The 16,270-nt window shown below is 45.8% G+C and carries 18 protein-coding genes and 1 riboswitch; of the genes, 13 read left to right on the plus strand and 5 right to left on the minus strand.

Annotated elements, in window-relative coordinates; translation table 11 throughout:
- Positions 1-72: 72 nt before the first annotated feature.
- On the minus strand, positions 73-1,236 hold the full coding sequence (locus K0I73_RS00315; RefSeq protein ID WP_220062625.1) for an iron-containing alcohol dehydrogenase: 1,164 nt from the start codon (positions 1,234-1,236) through the stop codon (positions 73-75).
- A 195-nt stretch (positions 1,237-1,431) separates the two neighbouring features.
- Between K0I73_RS00315 and K0I73_RS00320 the strand changes: the two genes are divergently transcribed.
- Positions 1,432-2,301 carry an AraC family transcriptional regulator gene (locus K0I73_RS00320; protein ID WP_220062626.1) on the plus strand — a complete coding sequence of 290 codons (870 nt, stop codon included), beginning with the start codon at positions 1,432-1,434 and terminating at the stop codon, positions 2,299-2,301.
- A 35-nt stretch (positions 2,302-2,336) separates the two neighbouring features.
- Here the strand turns inward: K0I73_RS00320 and K0I73_RS00325 are convergent, their stop codons facing one another.
- Entirely contained in the window at positions 2,337-2,861 is a 525-nt protein-coding gene (locus K0I73_RS00325) for a phage baseplate protein (RefSeq protein ID WP_220062627.1), read from the minus strand.
- Between the two features lie 373 nt (positions 2,862-3,234).
- Here K0I73_RS00325 and K0I73_RS00330 point away from each other — a divergent pair, with 373 nt between their 5' ends.
- Together K0I73_RS00330 and K0I73_RS00335 are read left to right on the plus strand one after the other, a co-directional pair.
- Positions 3,235-4,572 carry a coproporphyrinogen III oxidase family protein gene (locus K0I73_RS00330; RefSeq protein WP_220062628.1) on the plus strand — a complete coding sequence of 446 codons (1,338 nt, stop codon included), beginning with the start codon at positions 3,235-3,237 and terminating at the stop codon, positions 4,570-4,572.
- A 90-nt stretch (positions 4,573-4,662) separates the two neighbouring features.
- Positions 4,663-5,286, plus strand: coding sequence for an HD domain-containing protein (locus tag K0I73_RS00335; RefSeq protein WP_258405243.1), 624 nt, complete (start codon positions 4,663-4,665; stop codon positions 5,284-5,286).
- Positions 5,287-5,289: 3 nt separating this feature from the next.
- On the opposite strand, the gene K0I73_RS00340 is transcribed toward K0I73_RS00335, so the two are convergent.
- On the minus strand, positions 5,290-5,487 hold the full coding sequence (locus tag K0I73_RS00340) for a hypothetical protein (RefSeq protein ID WP_220062629.1): 198 nt from the start codon (positions 5,485-5,487) through the stop codon (positions 5,290-5,292).
- Positions 5,488-5,796: 309 nt separating this feature from the next.
- Here K0I73_RS00340 and K0I73_RS00345 point away from each other — a divergent pair, with 309 nt between their 5' ends.
- From K0I73_RS00345 to K0I73_RS00365, 5 genes are all read left to right on the plus strand, one after another.
- Positions 5,797-6,078: a putative quinol monooxygenase gene (locus tag K0I73_RS00345; RefSeq protein WP_220062630.1), complete on the plus strand. Its 282-nt coding sequence runs from the start codon at positions 5,797-5,799 to the stop codon at positions 6,076-6,078.
- Between the two features lie 46 nt (positions 6,079-6,124).
- Positions 6,125-6,541: a GNAT family N-acetyltransferase gene (locus K0I73_RS00350; RefSeq protein ID WP_258405244.1), complete on the plus strand. Its 417-nt coding sequence runs from the start codon at positions 6,125-6,127 to the stop codon at positions 6,539-6,541.
- Positions 6,542-6,669: 128 nt separating this feature from the next.
- Positions 6,670-7,509, plus strand: a complete 840-nt coding sequence (locus K0I73_RS00355; RefSeq protein WP_220062632.1) for a PfkB family carbohydrate kinase — start codon at positions 6,670-6,672, stop codon at positions 7,507-7,509.
- 459 nt (positions 7,510-7,968) lie between these two features.
- A complete protein-coding gene (locus K0I73_RS00360; RefSeq protein ID WP_220062633.1) occupies positions 7,969-8,661 on the plus strand; it encodes an MOSC domain-containing protein in 693 nt (230 codons plus the stop codon).
- Between the two features lie 100 nt (positions 8,662-8,761).
- A complete protein-coding gene (locus K0I73_RS00365) occupies positions 8,762-9,085 on the plus strand; it encodes a DUF4870 domain-containing protein (protein WP_220064195.1) in 324 nt (107 codons plus the stop codon).
- Between the two features lie 103 nt (positions 9,086-9,188).
- Here K0I73_RS00365 and K0I73_RS00370 read toward each other — a convergent pair whose 3' ends face one another.
- Positions 9,189-11,105 carry a methyl-accepting chemotaxis protein gene (locus K0I73_RS00370; protein ID WP_220062634.1) on the minus strand — a complete coding sequence of 639 codons (1,917 nt, stop codon included), beginning with the start codon at positions 11,103-11,105 and terminating at the stop codon, positions 9,189-9,191.
- A gap of 244 nt (positions 11,106-11,349) precedes the next feature.
- A complete protein-coding gene (locus K0I73_RS00375; RefSeq protein WP_220062635.1) occupies positions 11,350-12,999 on the minus strand; it encodes an electron transfer flavoprotein-ubiquinone oxidoreductase in 1,650 nt (549 codons plus the stop codon).
- Positions 13,000-13,227: 228 nt separating this feature from the next.
- A riboswitch (molybdenum cofactor riboswitch) is annotated at positions 13,228-13,362 on the plus strand.
- Between K0I73_RS00375 and moaA the strand changes: the two genes are divergently transcribed.
- From moaA to moaE, 5 genes are all read left to right on the plus strand, one after another.
- Positions 13,350-14,330 carry a GTP 3',8-cyclase MoaA gene (gene moaA / locus K0I73_RS00380; RefSeq protein ID WP_220062636.1) on the plus strand — a complete coding sequence of 327 codons (981 nt, stop codon included), beginning with the start codon at positions 13,350-13,352 and terminating at the stop codon, positions 14,328-14,330. It overlaps the preceding riboswitch by 13 nt.
- Before the next feature lie 125 nt (positions 14,331-14,455).
- Positions 14,456-14,986: a molybdenum cofactor biosynthesis protein B gene (moaB, locus tag K0I73_RS00385; RefSeq protein ID WP_220062637.1), complete on the plus strand. Its 531-nt coding sequence runs from the start codon at positions 14,456-14,458 to the stop codon at positions 14,984-14,986.
- Positions 14,979-15,455, plus strand: a complete 477-nt coding sequence (moaC, locus tag K0I73_RS00390) for a cyclic pyranopterin monophosphate synthase MoaC (protein WP_220062638.1) — start codon at positions 14,979-14,981, stop codon at positions 15,453-15,455. Before moaB ends, moaC begins: the two co-directional genes overlap by 8 nt.
- A gap of 28 nt (positions 15,456-15,483) precedes the next feature.
- Positions 15,484-15,735, plus strand: coding sequence for a molybdopterin synthase sulfur carrier subunit (gene moaD / locus K0I73_RS00395; RefSeq protein ID WP_220062639.1), 252 nt, complete (start codon positions 15,484-15,486; stop codon positions 15,733-15,735).
- A gap of 1 nt (position 15,736) precedes the next feature.
- Entirely contained in the window at positions 15,737-16,201 is a 465-nt protein-coding gene (gene moaE / locus K0I73_RS00400; protein ID WP_220062640.1) for a molybdopterin synthase catalytic subunit MoaE, read from the plus strand.
- Positions 16,202-16,270: the final 69 nt, after the last annotated feature.

Consider the following 16,270-nt stretch of genomic DNA (forward strand, 5'->3'; position numbering starts at 1 on the left):
ACCAGATATTATAAAAAGCAAAAGAGACTGATTAAGGTCAGTCTCTTCCTAGTTTTGTTTAGGCTACTTGCTTTACCAAGCTTGTTCCAGGATCTCACGGCTAACATCTAAGCCTAGATCGCCAGACTCCGATAGCGCCGTCATACTATGAGCTTCCAGAGCGTTAACGATATCGTCAATTTGCTCTTTGGCTATATCGTAGTCACGCAGGCGTGTTTTGAGTCCTACTTGCTGGAAGAAGGCTTCGGTTTTTGCAATCGCTTGCTCGACGCGGCTCTCTTCATCGCCATCGGTGATATCCCATACGCGTTCCGCGTATTGGAGTAACTTAGCGTGCTTTTGGGTTTTACGTACACGCCATACCGATGGCAAGAGTGCGGCCAGAGTCTGTGCGTGATCGATATGAAACAGCGCAGTGAGTTCATGGCCTATCATGTGTGTGGTCCAGTCGAATGGCACGCCGACACCTATCATGCCGTTAAGCGCTGAAGTGGCACTCCACATCAAGTTCGCTCGCGCTTGATAGTTTTCTGGTTCGGCTACTGTAATAGGGCCAATTTCGATCAGAGTTCGCATGATCCCTTCAGCCGTTCTGTCTTGTACCCGCCCATCAACAGGATAAGTTGCGTATTGTTCAAGCACATGAACGAATGCATCAACCACACCGTTAGCCACTTGGATCTTGGGCAAGCTGAAGGTGAGTGTTGGATCTAGCATCGAGAAAGTAGGGTAGATGCTGGGATGGTTTACGGGGAACTTACCACCTTGGTAGCTGACAACACCAAAGGCGTTCATTTCTGACCCCGTTGCTGGCAAGGTTGCAATAGTTCCAAGCGGCAATACATCTTTCGCATCGACAGGAACAGGCGCGAATCCATGGAACAGCAGACTGCTGGTATCACCTTCAAACTTGGTCGCGAGGGCAATAAACTTGGTGCCATCCATCACTGAACCACCGCCAACAGCCAATAAGAAATCAACCGATTCTTTGCGAGCGAGCTCTGCAGCCTCGATTAAGGTTTCATATTTAGGGTTAGCTTCAATTCCACCAAATTCAATGACGGTGCGTGATCCAAGCGCAGAAATGACTTTGTCTAATGTGCCAAAACGCTTAACGCTACCACCACCATAGGTGACCATGACTCGAGCATTTGCAGGGATGAGCTTATCGAGTTCGGCAATTCTATCTTTACCAAAAACGATGTGTGTGGGGTTGCGATAGTCAAAATTAAGCATAGTCATTACCTTGTTTAGCAAGCTGTAAAATCTGAGGTTAATGTTAGTTGAATTTAACTAAATAGAAATACCCATTGCTGGAGAACGCTTGCCTATTCCTGTCTTATTTATCTTTTATAGCCTAATTTTGTGTTAATTTAATGCGCTTTCCTGTTTTGGTGATAATATCGCTATCAATGATATATAGGGGATGAGATGAGTCATATTGCGAGTTTGATGATGTCGCTGGCGACAAAAGAGGGTGTCAATGATACCGCCGTTGAGGGGATCAAGGTATTTCGCAGCTCAGCCTATGGGTCTCGCGGTCCCATGTGCTATTCACAAGGCATTTTGATCGTGGGTCAGGGGAAGAAGCGAGTATATTTAGACGATAAGGTATTCGACTATGATCCACAGAACTCTTTGGTGATGACAGTGCCAATGCCTGTTGAATGTGAAACTTTTGCATCAGTCGAAGAGCCAGTATTGGTGTTGATGATAGATATTGATATGGGTCAGCTTAATCAACTTATTCGCTTGATGGATGAGCATCACAAGCTGCCAAAAAATCTTCACGAATCTCGTCAGTCAGGCTATTTTGTCGCAGTGAATAATGAAGATATAGAGTGCTGTGTCGAGCGGCTATTGTTGGCGCTGCAGTCACCCTTAGAAGCGCAGGTCTTGGGCAAACCTATGCTGCAGGAGTTGCTATATCGTCTGTTGAGCTTGCCCAATGCCGCTCCGCTGTATGCGTTAGCCTTAAGTCATACGCGGCTGTCACGCATCGACAAGGCGCTGAGCTTTTTACATCGCAATTATGGGCATAGCGTCGAGGTTGAGCAGCTCGCCTCCTTGGTTAACATGAGTCCTTCTGCTTTTCATCGCTGTTTTAAAGAGGTTACAGCCTCTTCACCTATTCAGTATTTAAAGAAAATACGGCTTAACAAAGCAAGAGAGCTACTACAAGAGCAGAAACTGAAAGTAAAAGAGGTTGCTATAGAGGTGGGTTATGAGAGTGCTGCACAGTTTAGTCGAGAGTTTAAGCGTTACTTTAATCAGAGTCCGGGTGAGTGTGCCCGGCTATAGCTGTGCAGACTGGATATATTGTTGTGGGATGAACATCACAGCTTAATGCACTGTAGTAAGACTACGAAAGGTGGCATATTGTTATGGGCTATGCTGTGGCCTTCTGGTTCTGTGCGGCGCTTTTGGTGTTGTCGCATGCCGACATCATCGCCTTCGCCAGTCGCATATTCCGGCTCGTCTCCCGCGTCATAGTAGTACCAATCGTCATAGACGTGGGTATGTTTGGGTAATTCGGCGAGCGTGAGTTTATGCTTTTCCTCGCCGCCGATAGCCTTGAGCTTGCGTACAGACAGATCATTTTCTTGATCATTTGCCGCTAAGGTAACGCGACCAACCCCCTCGTTATAGCGCTGCCAACCTTCTGGGCAGTTGGCAAGCTCGAAGTAGGCGACAGTTCTGGCTGGAATGATGCTTCCGGATTCGGCGATCTGTTTGCTAAGGGCGATGACCTGTTGGCTGTTGGCTAGAGTATTGGTCGCGAGTTCGGTGTATTTGATATAGCCAAAGAGAGCGAGTGAGACGGTGAGCAACACCGAAACCAATAAGTTCCATTTCATCATTAACGTCCTTGTATAGACTAGCGTTCCGCCAGCAGGGCTTGAGCCTACATCTTTATTTTTATTAGTTATTCAACTTACGTTATTTAGTTCATCGCTGCAACATGTCGATTTTTGCAAAACCTTTGCGAAGCCATATTGTTACTGGTATTCGGTCATAGATGGGTGATCACCCTTATTCAATGTTTACTAAAACATGACATGCTTAACAATTCTTCGTCTAATCCAATGTTAGGTGTTGTAACTCCAAGCCAGTTCACGTTTTATATCTTCTTTAGATGATACTTTTGTGTTCCGCAAAAGGATGTGTATCTCTTTTAAGTCTTATTTATTCAATGGCTTTGCAACTCAAGGTCTGGTTCAGTTAGGAATTACTATGTCGTCTATTGTTCAAGCGGTTTCTGGAGTATTGATCAAGCCGTATCAAGCCAATATTACCGTCCCCAACTGGATGCTGAGCTCGATGGAACGGGTGATGCAGTATTATGTCGATAAGAATTTGCGACTCGATACTCAATCGGCATCTATGATGCCAGCGCCTGTGGAAGGCAAGAAGTACATGCTGTATGCCCATGTTCCTTTTTGCCATACGCTCTGCTCTTTCTGTACTTTCCATCGCTTCCTCTTTAAGGAGGATAAGGCGCGAGCCTATTTCATCTCGCTGCGTAAGGAGATGGAGATGGTCAAGGCGCTGGGCTACGACTTCGAGTCCATGTATATCGGCGGCGGCACGACGACGGTATTAGAAGATGAGCTAGCACGTACCATAGAACATGCTAAAAAACTCTTTCCTAGCATTAAAGAGGTGTCGTGTGAGTCAGATCCACAGCATCTCGATAGTCCAGGATTTAAGTTGCTTGAAGGTTTAGTTGATCGTATGTCTATCGGGGTACAGAGCTTTAATGACGACATTTTAGCGATGACAGACCGCTTAGAAAAATTCGGTTCTGGTCAGCAAACCTTCGACAAGATCATGGCGGCGAAAGAGCTATTTCCCATCATCAATGTCGATTTGATCTTCGGCTTTAGAGGTCAAACCGATGAGGTGATTCAGCACGATTTGGATATGGCCTCACGGTTAGACCCTCGTCAGATCACGACCTATCCTTTGATGATCACCCATCAAACCCGTAAGAGTGTCAAAGCCAAGCTTGCTGCACCTCAGGGGGATATGACGCGTCAGTACACTCAAATCCTTAATAGCCTGACGGGTCAATATAATCAATTATCGGCTTGGGCATTTGGTAAGGCCAACAATGAAGGCTTCGATGAGTATGTTATCGATTATGATGAGTACCTAGGCGTCGGTTCGGGTTCCTTTAGTTTCTTGAATGACACCCTGTACGTGAACAATTTTTCACTGCGTAAATATCAGGAAAACATTGCCGCTGGCCGTATGGGCGTAGAGCAGCAGAAGAATTACAGTAAGAAAGATGTGATGCAGTATCGCTTCTTATTGGGTATGTTCTCTGGTCGTCTATCACGTAAATATTTCCGTGAAACCTTTGGTGTTAATCTCGACTTTGCACTGTTTAAAGAGATGACGTCAATGAAAGCGATTGGCGCGATTAAGAATGATCCGACCGACCCTGATAATTTGATCGTCACTGACAACGGTAAGATGATGGGATTGTTAATGATGAAAGAGTTCTACTCGGGAATGGATAATGTTCGGGCGCAGCTTCGTAAGCCATTGAAACCTTGTGATATGTAGATAACCCTAGGTCAGGTTAGGTAAACGACTTGCGATGTAGATGCTAAAAGGTTGACTATAGGTCAGCCTTTTCTATTTTGGGAGTCTGCTTTGGACGCGTTTGAGATGTTATTTTCCGAGTATCTTGTGAAAGAGATGCAAACCGATCCAGCCCACGATCTGCTCCATATCCGCAGGGTAGTCAAGTCGGCTAAGGCGCTGTGTGCTCAAGAGCAGGCTTGTCTCGACGTTGTGTTACCCGCGGCTTGGTTGCATGACTGCCTCTCATTACCTAAGAATCATCTTCAACACACCCAAAGTTCGCGTTTAGCCGCGGATAAGGCGATCGAATATTTAGCCGCGATTCGTTATCCCCAAAGGTATTTTGAGCAGATCCACCATGCGATAGCCGCCCACAGTTTCAGTGCCAAAGTTGAGCCGCAAACTATCGAAGCTAAAATTGTCCAAGATGCCGATAGGTTAGATGCACTTGGCGCTATCGGCATCGCTCGCTGTCTACAAGTGGGTATCAGTCTTAATCGACCACTTTACTGCCAAGATGATCCCTTCTGTGAACTGCGCGCTCCAGATGATCACTCTTATACGCTGGATCATTTTTATCAAAAACTACTGACGCTACCAGAATTGATGCAAACGACATCGGCAAAAGCCGAGGCATTGAAACGACTTGAACTGATGAAGCTGTTTTTAGGACAACTCGTCGATGAAATTTAACCTCTAGAAGAGGTGGTGACGTTTAGGTTTAGTGGAGATTAGGGTTTCTAACTGCTTCACATCTCGTTTTACTTGTTGGATAAAAGCGTCTTCGTAATTGAGTTGTTCAAACTCAAACAGGCAGGCTCGGTAGCGTGCTAGTTTCTGCTCTGGAGTCAGCTGTCTATCCATGAACTCTTCAAAGTTAATTATCGAGTCCATTCAATAACCTAAATCTCTGTCTTATTAAGTTGATGATATCAATTTTTGTAAGTGTGAACTGTCAATGGCGATGCAAATATTGAATAGCACTAACGGATTACCGCTTTTAAAGTGTCTGTTAAACAGTGGCTTAGGTAATATTTTATTGAGGGTGGTTGTCATTTAGTGCAATTGGCTGACATGGCTATGAGAGATGGCTTACAAAAAGGAGCTAACATCACTCCATCATATTTTTAGATTGGAGAGTGTATAAATCGACAAGGTTTTAGAGTAGGTTTATGTTTCATCAATAAGGATTTTGGAGTGAATATGCTTGTACGAATTGGAGAGTTTCAGGCTGCTGTAGGGCAAGGAGATGCCTTGCATCAATTTTTACTGTCCCTGACTGATTATATTAAGGGATCTTCAGGTTGCCTCGCTTATGAGGTGCTGCGTCAGAGCGATGACTCACAAGCCTTTGTGGTGATTGAGCGTTGGGCTTCTCAAGCGGATCACCAAGCCTCAGTCGCCGGCTTTCCCGTTGCCGATATGCAGGCGGCTATGTCCTTATTTGCCGCGCCGCCGACAGGGCGTTATTACCAAGCAGATTAATGCATAGGTGTATCGCTAAGAGATGAATTATTGCAGGAGGAGCAAGGTGACAGAGGTATTGGGTGATTTTACCCTGATAAGAAGAGTCGTCGGTGTTGATGATTTTGTGCGTTTACGCCAGATCACCGGGCTGACACCCAGACCGAGAGCTGCCGCCGAGAAAGGCTTGCCTCGTAGTCTGTATGGTGTGCATATTTGTCACGATGATCGCGCCATTGCTATGGGGCGAGTAGTGGGGGATGGAGCACTTAATTTTGAGGTGGTAGATGTGGCGGTCGCCCCCGATTTTCAGGGGCAAGGACTGGGACGAGCCATTATGCAGTCGATAATGGACTATTTAAACTCAGAGGCACCTGAGGGAGCTTATATCACCTTAATGGCTGATGTTCCTGAGCTTTATCTAAAATTTGGCTTTGACTACAGTCGCCCAGCAAGTGAAGGCATGTATATCCTGCAGTCGTAATTAGTTGAGCTGGCGATTGCCCCTTGGTATAAAGGGTTTCGACAAGCCTATCAAGATGAGACTCAAACGCTGAAGCTAGGGTTTTCGGCGTTGTTTCTTCTCCTCTCTCGGCGTGAAATGGAGCATGCATGGCCAATATTCTTCTGGTTGCCAACCTCAACTGTGATCGCATCCTAAGGCTCAATAAACCCTTAGAGATGGGTGGACGTTTCCATTATCAAGATGGTGGGCTGCGGCTCGGAGGCGGTGGAGCCAATACAGGTATTGGACTCGTGTGGGCGGGGCATGATGTGGGATTAGTCAGCCAAGTTGGGCGAGATAAGATTGGTGACTGGCTGCTTGCTGAAGCCAGCACTATGGGGATCGATTGCCGCCTAATACAGCGCTATGAACAAAATACTTGTGAGATGCTGTTGGTAATGACTCCTGATGGCGAGCGCACCATTATTCGTCCAGAGCGTCCCATATTTGAATTAGCGGCGCCACCTAAATGGTCTCAGTGGGATGCGCTCTATATTAATTCCTCTGCAGAAGGGGCCGTTAGCTGGGCTAAGACGGCACTAAATGACTGTTTAGTATTGGCTCAATTAGCGAAAGACAATCGACCTAGACCTTGTCACTATTTAATTGCGTCAAAAGCTGATATGACAGGTCGTAGTGATCTATCGCCTTGGGAGTATGGGTTAACCATCGCAGGTGAAAGCTTGCGCGGCTTTATCATCACAGATGGTGAATCTGGGGCAGTGCTTTATCAAGCCGATAGTGAGGCGATAGTTGCTGCGCAGCCCGCTGACGTGGTTGATACCACAGGGGCTGGCGATGCGTATGCCGCTGGGCTGATCCATGGCTTAATGCTAGGTGAGAGTGTCATTGAGGCGATGGAGGAGGGGGCACGTTGGGCCGCTTTTGCGGTTGCCACTCAAAGCTCTATTCCTGGCAAATGGCTAAAGCAATATCTATCTGTTTAAGGATGGTGATATTGTCATCATAGTGTCACGTGGTTTGATTAAAGTGTTCATATGGGTCGCAAGTAATTCCCTGACCTTGTTATTTGTAGCTTCTTTCTAACATTGAGTGTTTTTCTGTTCTCGCCCCTATATTCTAGGGGCTTTTTTTATGCCAATTAAACTCAATGGTGAGGAGCATTGTGGGGTGCAGGTTTTGTCGTTGAAGGTATTCTCAAGGGAAACCGACTCCGTCACCTCTAACCTGGCACTAGAATCATCGAGTTAGAATAAAAAGTAAGCTCGCATGATCAACAAGCCCTATTAAGAATTGATGGATTAATCGCTATAAAATCATTATCTTCTATACCTGCATATTGGAATGTGGCCCTCTACTTTTTTGTAAATGAGACCGAGATGACAGTGGCGAAGAATGGCTTAAGTCGGCTAGACCATAGGTAAAATAGTGGCATAGGATGCTTTATGATAAAACCAATGATAGAGAGAATATCTGGCTTGTATGCTGGTGATGAGCCAAAGCAGTTTGATGGCGCAAGCAGTATGATCGACGCTAAACAATCGCGCCAGCAGTTGCTAGTGGGTTATTCAAGCGTCGAAGGCGATGCTCAGTCGGATCCTAAGCATCATGGTGGTGTCGATCGTGTGTTACACCATTTTCCTCGTGAACATTACGGTCAATATCGCCGCTGGGATATGATGAGCGGCTTTAAAGATGCCCCTGCTATGGGTGAGAATATCAGTACTGTTGGTCTCGATGAAACCATGGTTAATATCGGTGATGTTGTTGCGATTGGCGAGGTTATTGTGCAGGTGACTCAACCCCGCTCACCCTGTTTTAAGCTTAATCATCAGTTTGGTCATTCCGAGTTTGCGTTGGCGATGCAGACCAGTGGTTTATGTGGGTGGTTTTATCGCATTTTAACTCCAGGAGTGATTAACTTAAGCGATGGCATTTCTCTGGTCGAACGCCACAGCGATATCAGTGTGCGTCAAGCGATGGAGATCTACTTTGCAACGGAGTTTGATGCTACTGGTTATGACCGCCTTGTTAGTTGTGAAGGCTTGGCTCAATCTTGGATGACGAGTTTGCAGCGACGTTTGCAGAGTAAAAAAATAGAGCCTTGGCAGATACGCCTATTTGGTGTTAATCGCTGAGAGAAAAGCTGGATAAGCCAGTATTGTTAAACATTAGATGAATAATCAAGGAGCGCTATTCGTGACTGAGTACGAGGAATTATCGAGAGATGATAAGAACATGGGCGTGGCGGTACATCTTGCCAGCTTTTCAGGTTATATCATTCCATTCGGATCTATTTTAGGGCCTCTGATTGTATGGTTGATGAAGCGAGAAGAGATTGCTTTTGTCGATCAATGTGGGCGCAACTGTTTAAATTTTAAGATTAGCGTCATGATCTATGCTGTGATAAGCATGATCTTAATGTTTGTCGGTATCGGTTTTCTCTTACTGGGTTTTCTGGCCATCTTTGATATTGTGGTGACGATTATTGCCGCCATGAAGGCGAGCGAGGGGATTAGTTATCAATATCCTCTGTCGATAAAGTTTTTTAAGCCAGACTGATATTAATTGAGTTTATCGTTTGAGTGCTCTTGATTGGTAGATAGAGATAACAAAGCCCGCGTTAAGCGGGCTTTGTTTTAGTCTTAGTTTTAATCTTAGTTAATTACACTTTAAAACCTGCAACCAAGGCATCTAATCGAAGTGCTAATTGATTTAATGACTGACTGGCCTGCGCCACAGCTTGTGAAGTCTCAGTGGTTCTCTGAGTGATTTCGCTGATCTCTGTGACGTTACGATTGATATCTTCAACAACGGTAGATTGCTCTTCCGTCGCCGCGGCCACCTGAATATTCATGTCGCTAATTGCCCCAATTTGTTGGGTAATTTCGCTGAGTGAATGGCTCGCCTCATCTACAGCTTCTACACCCTCTTGGCTACGACTCTTACTCTGAGTCATGGCCTGCACCGCTCTGGCTGCTTCGGCTTGCAGATTATCGATCATCTTCTGTACTTCATCGGTGGAGTCTGCAGTACGAGAGGCTAGATTACGTACCTCTTCGGCGACGACTGCAAACCCTCTGCCAGCTTCTCCAGCACGAGCGGCCTCAATTGCCGCGTTAAGTGCTAACAAGTTGGTTTGATCGGAAACGGCCCTGATCACATCCAAAATACTGCCAATAGAGGTGGTGTGAGTCGCAAGAGATTCGATAACATTGCCAACCTGCTCAACATCTTTTGATAGCTGATTGATGGTGTCACGAGCACGAGTGACGACAACTTGGCCGGCATTAGATTCGTTGTCTGCTTCTTTTGCGTTATCGGCAGCTTGGGCGGCATTACCTGCAATCTCATGTACCGTGGCTCCCATCTCATTTATCGCTGTCACCACCATCATGGTTTGATCTTTTTGCAGTTGGCTGTCATCTAAAGTCTGTTGCGCTTGTTCGGCAACATCTTTAGCTGCTTGACTCAATTGCACGCTGGTATCGGTTACTTCAATAATAGAGCGCTGGATCTTCTCTATGAAGCTATTAAAGCCTTTGGCAAGCTGTGTGAGTTCATCATTGCCTTCGACGGGCAAGCGCTGGCGAAGATCACCTTCACCTTGGCCGATATCTTGTAGCATATCAGCTACTTTTGCGATGGGTTTACTCACTGAGCTGGCGACAAACGTAGAGAGACCAATGAATACAACGGCAATAACTAAGGTCGAAAGTAAGATTTTATAGGCAGACTCTTCAAGTAAGGAGAACACCTCGCTTTCTGGAACCTCTGCGACTAGATACCAGTCCATTGAGGGAATATAGCTACTGGCAACTAACATCGACTTACCATCAACTTCGGTTCTGGCTAGGCTAAAATCGCTGCGAGATAGCAGTGAGCTGGTATTCGCTTCTGGATAGAGTGAAGCTAAGCTGGCTTGGCCAATTTGACTGGTATTTTGATGCAGTTTTACTTGTCCTTTCGCATCGACAAGATAGACAAATCCACTATCTTCGATTTTGAATGAGCCTAATAGGTGCACCATATCATCGAGGGATTTTGCTAGGCCGACTAAGCCTCTATCATTGGGTTGTTGATAGTTGATAAACAGTTTTACTTCGCCGTTGGCTTCGGTAAAGACGTTCAGCATACGCTCTTGGCCGCTATCGCGATAACTGAAGAACCAGCCATCTTGATCTGGCGTCAAGACTCGCAAGAAACCATCTTGGGTGTAATAGGCCGCGGTTTCCCGATCGGCATAGGATGCCTGTGCAAGCTTATATTGCTTCTGCAGTCCTTTGAGTTGGTCGATGACCAATGACTCACTTTTTTCTGGACGTCCATCGACTAGCCACTGTTTAAGCATTCTACTGTTGGCCAATTGCTCTGCTGCGTTCATTAACACAGAGATATCCATCTCTACTTTATTTCGGATAGCGTGCAAAGTGTTGGGGAACTCAGAGGTCAGCATTCGTTGTTCGACAATCTCTTTAGCACTGCGTTGACTGAGTACGCCTACCAGTACAGTTGAGAGCAGCACCGCAACGGTTACCGTTAATAAGATTTTTTGTTTGATCGTTAGCATATTAAGCTTCATTGTGTTCACTCACATCTACAATATTCGAATAGTCATTCGGTAGTTTGATTGGTTAAATCTAAGGTTAGTCGCTATTTATTCAACACGCTCAACCGTTTAATGATTTTGGGTAGGATTTTTCAAACTGTGCGTTTTTAGATAACGCTTGTAGGTATAGTGAGCAATTATGAGGACTTATGTTTATAAGCGCAAGCTAAAACGCGCCCGAATTAGGCGCGTTTTTTGTTTTAACTAAACTAGTTAGTTACATATTAGGGTAGTTCGGGCCTCCACCACCTTCAGGTGTAACCCAAGTGATATTTTGGCTAGGATCTTTGATATCGCAGGTCTTGCAGTGGATGCAGTTTTGCCCGTTGATCATAAATTTCTTCTCACCCGCTTCTTCAACGATTTCATAGACTCCGGCAGGGCAGTAGCGCTGTGCCGGCTCATCGAATTTTACCAGGTTAACCGTAAGCGGAATACTGGCATCCTTGAGGCGAAGATGGCACTGTTGATCTTCTTCATGATAAGTATTCGACAGATAAACCGATGACAGCTTGTCGAAGCTAAGCTTGCCATCAGGTTTAGGATAGTCAATTTTGTTATAGGCACTGATCTCTGCCATTTGGGCGTAATCTTGCTTTTCATCACGCAGAGTGATGGGGAACTTACCGCCGAACCAGTTTTGGTCAATATAGTTAAAGGCACCGCCCAAATAAGCGCCAAACTTATGCATTGCTGGGCCAAAGTTACGTGAGGTGTAAAGCTCTTGCGCTAGCCAGCTTTGGTCGAACTTTTCTTGGTAACAGTCGAGATCTTTGCCACCTTCGACACCGGCGTGTAGTGCGTGACAGATGGTTTCCGCCGCAATCATACCGCTCTTCATCGCAGTATGGGTGCCCTTGATCTTGGCAAAGTTGAGTGTCCCTGCATCGCAGCCTATGATCAGGCCACCAGGAAAACTCATTTTAGGTAACGAATTTAGGCCGCCTTTAGTGATTGCTCTAGCGCCATAGCTGATGCGTTCACCACCTGTTAAATATTGGCTAATGACAGGGTGAGTCTTGTAGCGTTGGAACTCATCAAACGGGCTTAAATGTGGATTTTGATAATTGAGGTCGATGATCAGGCCGACTGCAACTTGGTGATCTTCTAAATGATAGAGGAAGCCTCCGCCAGAAGCACCATCGGTCAGCGGCCAACCACCAGTATGAACCACCTTTCCTTGCTGGTGCTGATCGGCAGGAACTTTCCAAATCTCTTTAAAGCCGAGTCCGTAATGTTGCGGGGTTTTCCCATTGTCGAGATGGTATTTCTCGATGAGTTGCTTACCAAGGTGGCCACGACAACCTTCACTAAATACTGTGTATTTAGCATGAAGTTCCATGCCTGGCTCAAAACTGTCTTTAGCTTGGCCATCGGCTCCAATGCCCATGTCACCAATGATGATCCCTTTTACACTATTGTCGTCATTAAACAGCAGATCGCTAGCGGGGAAGCCTGGGAAAATTTCGACACCTAGTGCTTCGGCTCGCTCGGCCAACCAGCGGGCGAGATTGCCGACACTGATAATATAGTTACCATCGTTGTGCATGGTCTTAGGGATGAAGGCATTTGGCATTGCACGAGAGGCGGAATCCGAGCTGAGCATAAATAGCTCGTCATGAGTCACGGCTGTGTGTAACGGTGCACCAGTCTCTTTCCAGTCGCTGAATAACTCGTCGAGTACTTTGGGTTCGAATACCGCGCCAGATAAAATATGTGCGCCCACTTCCGATCCTTTTTCAACAACACAAACGGACAACTCTTGTCCACTGTCTTGAGAAATCTGCATTAGTCGACATGCGGTAGCTAAGCCTGCAGGACCAGCCCCAACGATAACGACATCAAACTCCATCGATTCGCGTTCCATCACTTCACCTCTATTATTGCTTATCCCCCGATTGAAACGGGTGTTTTATTCTTTTAAACACCTTACCTTAAAATTGGAGCATGGCACAGAGTTTAAGCAGTTAAGATAGACTAATTGATAGGATTAATCAGCGTGAGGGGTGTCACATAATCTTAACGGCGAATTGATCTTGGGCAAATAATGATTCGTTAAAGGTATTATCTGCGATTGAATTAAGCCTATAATTGATAAACGACGGTTCTCCGAGCTTTCAGTCCTACGTCAAAAGATACGGGCAGTCAGCCGTGGCAATAACGCCACCGGGGTGAGAAAAGAAATTGACTCACCTCCCCTTACTTGGAAAGGTGATCATGTCTCAACTACAAGACAATTTTGGTAGACGGTTTCATTACCTGCGGATGTCAGTTACAGACGTCTGTAACTTCAAATGCACTTATTGCCTTCCCGATGGCTATCGCCCCGATGGTAAACCTAAGTTTTTAGATCTTAATGAGATTGAAAACCTTGTGGGCGCCTTTGCCGAAGTCGGTACTCAAAAAATTCGTATCACAGGCGGCGAGCCAACTCTGCGTAAAGATTTTAGCGATATCATTCGTATCGTTGCCGATAATGACAAAATCTCAACTATTGCTACCACGACTAATGGTTATCGCCTAGAAAAGCATGCCAAAGAGTGGTACGACGCTGGCTTAAGACGAATCAATGTTTCGGTGGATAGCCTTGATCCGCGCATGTTTTATCAAATCACTGGTGAGAACAAATTTGACGATGTGATGCGTGGTGTCGATGCAGCGTTAAATGCTGGCTTCGAGCGCGTTAAAATCAATGCCGTGTTGCTCAAAGGACTTAACGATAAAGACCTGCCGCGCTTTTTGCATTGGATCAAGCATACGCCAATCGATCTGCGCTTTATTGAGCTGATGGAAACAGGGTTAGGTCGTGATTATTTTCAGGCCCATCATTTGGCTGGTGCCGATATTAAAAACCAGTTACTTGAAGATGGTTGGCAATTAGATCAGTCAGCCGTCGACGATGGCCCGGCACAAAACTTTAGTCATAGTGATTTCAAAGGTCGTATTGGTTTGATCATGCCCTATGAGAAGAACTTCTGCGCCAGCTGTAACCGTCTTAGGGTATCGGCTAAGGGGAAGTTGCACTTGTGTCTATTTACCGAGCATGGCGTTGATCTGAGAGACCTATTACAGCAGCGCTCTCAGCGAGATGAGTTGATCGAGAGACTTCATGGGCAGCTACAAACCAAAAAGCAAACCCATTTTCTCCATGATGGTATTACAGGTGTCACTCAACATTTAGCATCTATTGGTGGTTAATAGTTTTCTATGACCTAACTCAAGAATAATGTTTTAGGTCATGGATATATTTAGCCTACTCATGCTTACATCCTTTATTTGGCATGATTTTCCTGATAATTCACTGTTAGGCGAAGAGAGACGTTATGGGTCATTGTACTAATTCAAAATTTAAAGCCTTAAACATCGCTGTACTTACACTATCTGACACGCGTGATCTCAGTCGAGATACATCTGGGCAGTTTCTAGTCGATGCCTTGGTTGAAACTGGGCATAAGTTGATTGATCGGAAATTGATAAAAGATGACAAATATCAGATCCGCTCAGTGTTATCGCAATGGATCGCCACCGACGATGTACAGGTGATTATCACCACTGGTGGCACAGGATTTACCGAGCGCGACAATACTCCCGAAGCGGTCAGACCGCTGTTTGATCGTGAGATAGAAGGCTTTGGCGAACTGTTTCGTCATGTCACTTATACCGAGCTGGGTACCTCAACGGTTCAGTCCCGGGCGCTGGGTGGATTTGCAAATAAAACCGCGATCTTTTGTTTGCCAGGCTCGACAGGTGCTTGCCGCACCGGTTGGAACAAGATAATCAAAGAACAACTCGACGCAACACATAGACCTTGCAACTTTGTGATGCACGTAAAAAAGGTAGCAATTGATGAATAATGAATTCACCCACATAAATGCCGATGGTAACGCCCATATGGTCGATGTCACCGAAAAGGCTGTTACTGAGCGAGAAGCTCGCGCCGAGGCCTTTATCGAAATGGCGCCATCGACGCTCGAGATGATCATGAGTGGCAGCCATCATAAGGGTGACGTATTTGCCACCGCCCGTATTGCTGGCATTCAAGCCGCCAAGAAAACCTCAGATCTTATTCCTCTGTGTCATCCTTTGATGTTGACCAAAGTCGAAGTCGATCTTGAGGCTCAACCTGCACATAATCGTGTTCGCATTACCAGCCTATGTAAGTTATCGGGAAAAACTGGTGTCGAGATGGAGGCGCTAACCGCCGCATCCGTTGCCGCGTTGACGATTTACGATATGTGTAAAGCGGTACAGAAAGATATGGTGATTTCGCAGACTCGTTTACTTGAAAAGCGTGGCGGAAAATCGGGTCACTTCAAAGTATAAATGCCAATCGTGTTTAAGGTGTAGATAAATGATAAATGTACTTTTTTTTGCTCAAGTTCGTGAGTTGTTGGGTGAAAGCGCGCTAAAGATTGAAGCGTCAGATTCGAATAAAACGGCCGAAGATTTACGTGCACAGTTAGCGGCAAAAGATGATAAATGGGGCAAGGTATTAGCGTCTGATAAATTATTGGTCGCCGTTAACCAGACCATAAGTAGCTGGGATACTCCAGTTGAAGACGGTGATGAAGTCGCATTCTTCCCTCCAGTGACTGGAGGCTAAGATGAGTAATGTTTTAGACAGAGTGCTCGTTCAAACTCAAGATTTTAGTGTGCCAGATGAGTATGCCCAGATTGCCGATGACAAGGGTGATGGTGCCGTGGTGACCTTTGTCGGTAAAGTGCGTGACTTTAATGATGGCAGCGCGGTCACCGACTTAACGCTTGAACACTACCCAGGTATGACTGAAGCTGTGCTGAATCAAATTGCCGTGGAAGCTCGCGAGCGTTGGCCGCTCAACAAGGTGACGATTATTCATCGTGTTGGCACCATGACTCTGGGTGAACAGATAGTCTTTATCGGCGTCACCAGCGCTCATCGTAAGGCGGCGTTTGCAGCATGTGAGTTCTTAATCGACTTTTTAAAGACCAAGGCGCCTTTTTGGAAACTAGAGGCGGGTGATCAAGGTAAAAATTGGGTTGAAGCCAAAGATGCCGATGAGCAAGCGGCTCAAATGTGGCAGAAATAGGCGATTGCTCGCCTAGGTCATGGGTGGTTGCTGGGGGTTGGAGATAGCAAAAAGATGGATTTATTAAGA

The sequence above is a fragment of the Shewanella mesophila genome (assembly GCF_019457515.1).
GTDB lineage: Bacteria > Pseudomonadota > Gammaproteobacteria > Enterobacterales > Shewanellaceae > Shewanella > Shewanella mesophila.

Excerpts from the sequence above, each read along its gene's own strand:
- K0I73_RS00370 (WP_220062634.1), bottom strand. The coding sequence starts at position 11,105 with ATGAAGCTTAATATGCTAACGATCAAACAAAAAATCTTATTAACGGTA.
- K0I73_RS00325 (WP_220062627.1), bottom strand. The coding sequence starts at position 2,861 with ATGATGAAATGGAACTTATTGGTTTCGGTGTTGCTCACCGTCTCACTC.
- K0I73_RS00360 (WP_220062633.1), top strand. The coding sequence starts at position 7,969 with ATGATAAAACCAATGATAGAGAGAATATCTGGCTTGTATGCTGGTGAT.
- K0I73_RS00345 (WP_220062630.1), top strand. The coding sequence starts at position 5,797 with ATGCTTGTACGAATTGGAGAGTTTCAGGCTGCTGTAGGGCAAGGAGAT.
- moaE (WP_220062640.1), top strand. The coding sequence starts at position 15,737 with ATGAGTAATGTTTTAGACAGAGTGCTCGTTCAAACTCAAGATTTTAGT.
- K0I73_RS00355 (WP_220062632.1), top strand. The coding sequence starts at position 6,670 with ATGGCCAATATTCTTCTGGTTGCCAACCTCAACTGTGATCGCATCCTA.
- moaC (WP_220062638.1), top strand. The coding sequence starts at position 14,979 with ATGAATAATGAATTCACCCACATAAATGCCGATGGTAACGCCCATATG.
- moaA (WP_220062636.1), top strand. The coding sequence starts at position 13,350 with ATGTCTCAACTACAAGACAATTTTGGTAGACGGTTTCATTACCTGCGG.
- K0I73_RS00315 (WP_220062625.1), bottom strand. The coding sequence starts at position 1,236 with ATGCTTAATTTTGACTATCGCAACCCCACACACATCGTTTTTGGTAAA.
- moaD (WP_220062639.1), top strand. The coding sequence starts at position 15,484 with ATGATAAATGTACTTTTTTTTGCTCAAGTTCGTGAGTTGTTGGGTGAA.
- K0I73_RS00330 (WP_220062628.1), top strand. The coding sequence starts at position 3,235 with ATGTCGTCTATTGTTCAAGCGGTTTCTGGAGTATTGATCAAGCCGTAT.
- K0I73_RS00340 (WP_220062629.1), bottom strand. The coding sequence starts at position 5,487 with ATGGACTCGATAATTAACTTTGAAGAGTTCATGGATAGACAGCTGACT.
- K0I73_RS00375 (WP_220062635.1), bottom strand. The coding sequence starts at position 12,999 with ATGGAACGCGAATCGATGGAGTTTGATGTCGTTATCGTTGGGGCTGGT.
- K0I73_RS00320 (WP_220062626.1), top strand. The coding sequence starts at position 1,432 with ATGAGTCATATTGCGAGTTTGATGATGTCGCTGGCGACAAAAGAGGGT.
- moaB (WP_220062637.1), top strand. The coding sequence starts at position 14,456 with ATGGGTCATTGTACTAATTCAAAATTTAAAGCCTTAAACATCGCTGTA.
- K0I73_RS00365 (WP_220064195.1), top strand. The coding sequence starts at position 8,762 with ATGGGCGTGGCGGTACATCTTGCCAGCTTTTCAGGTTATATCATTCCA.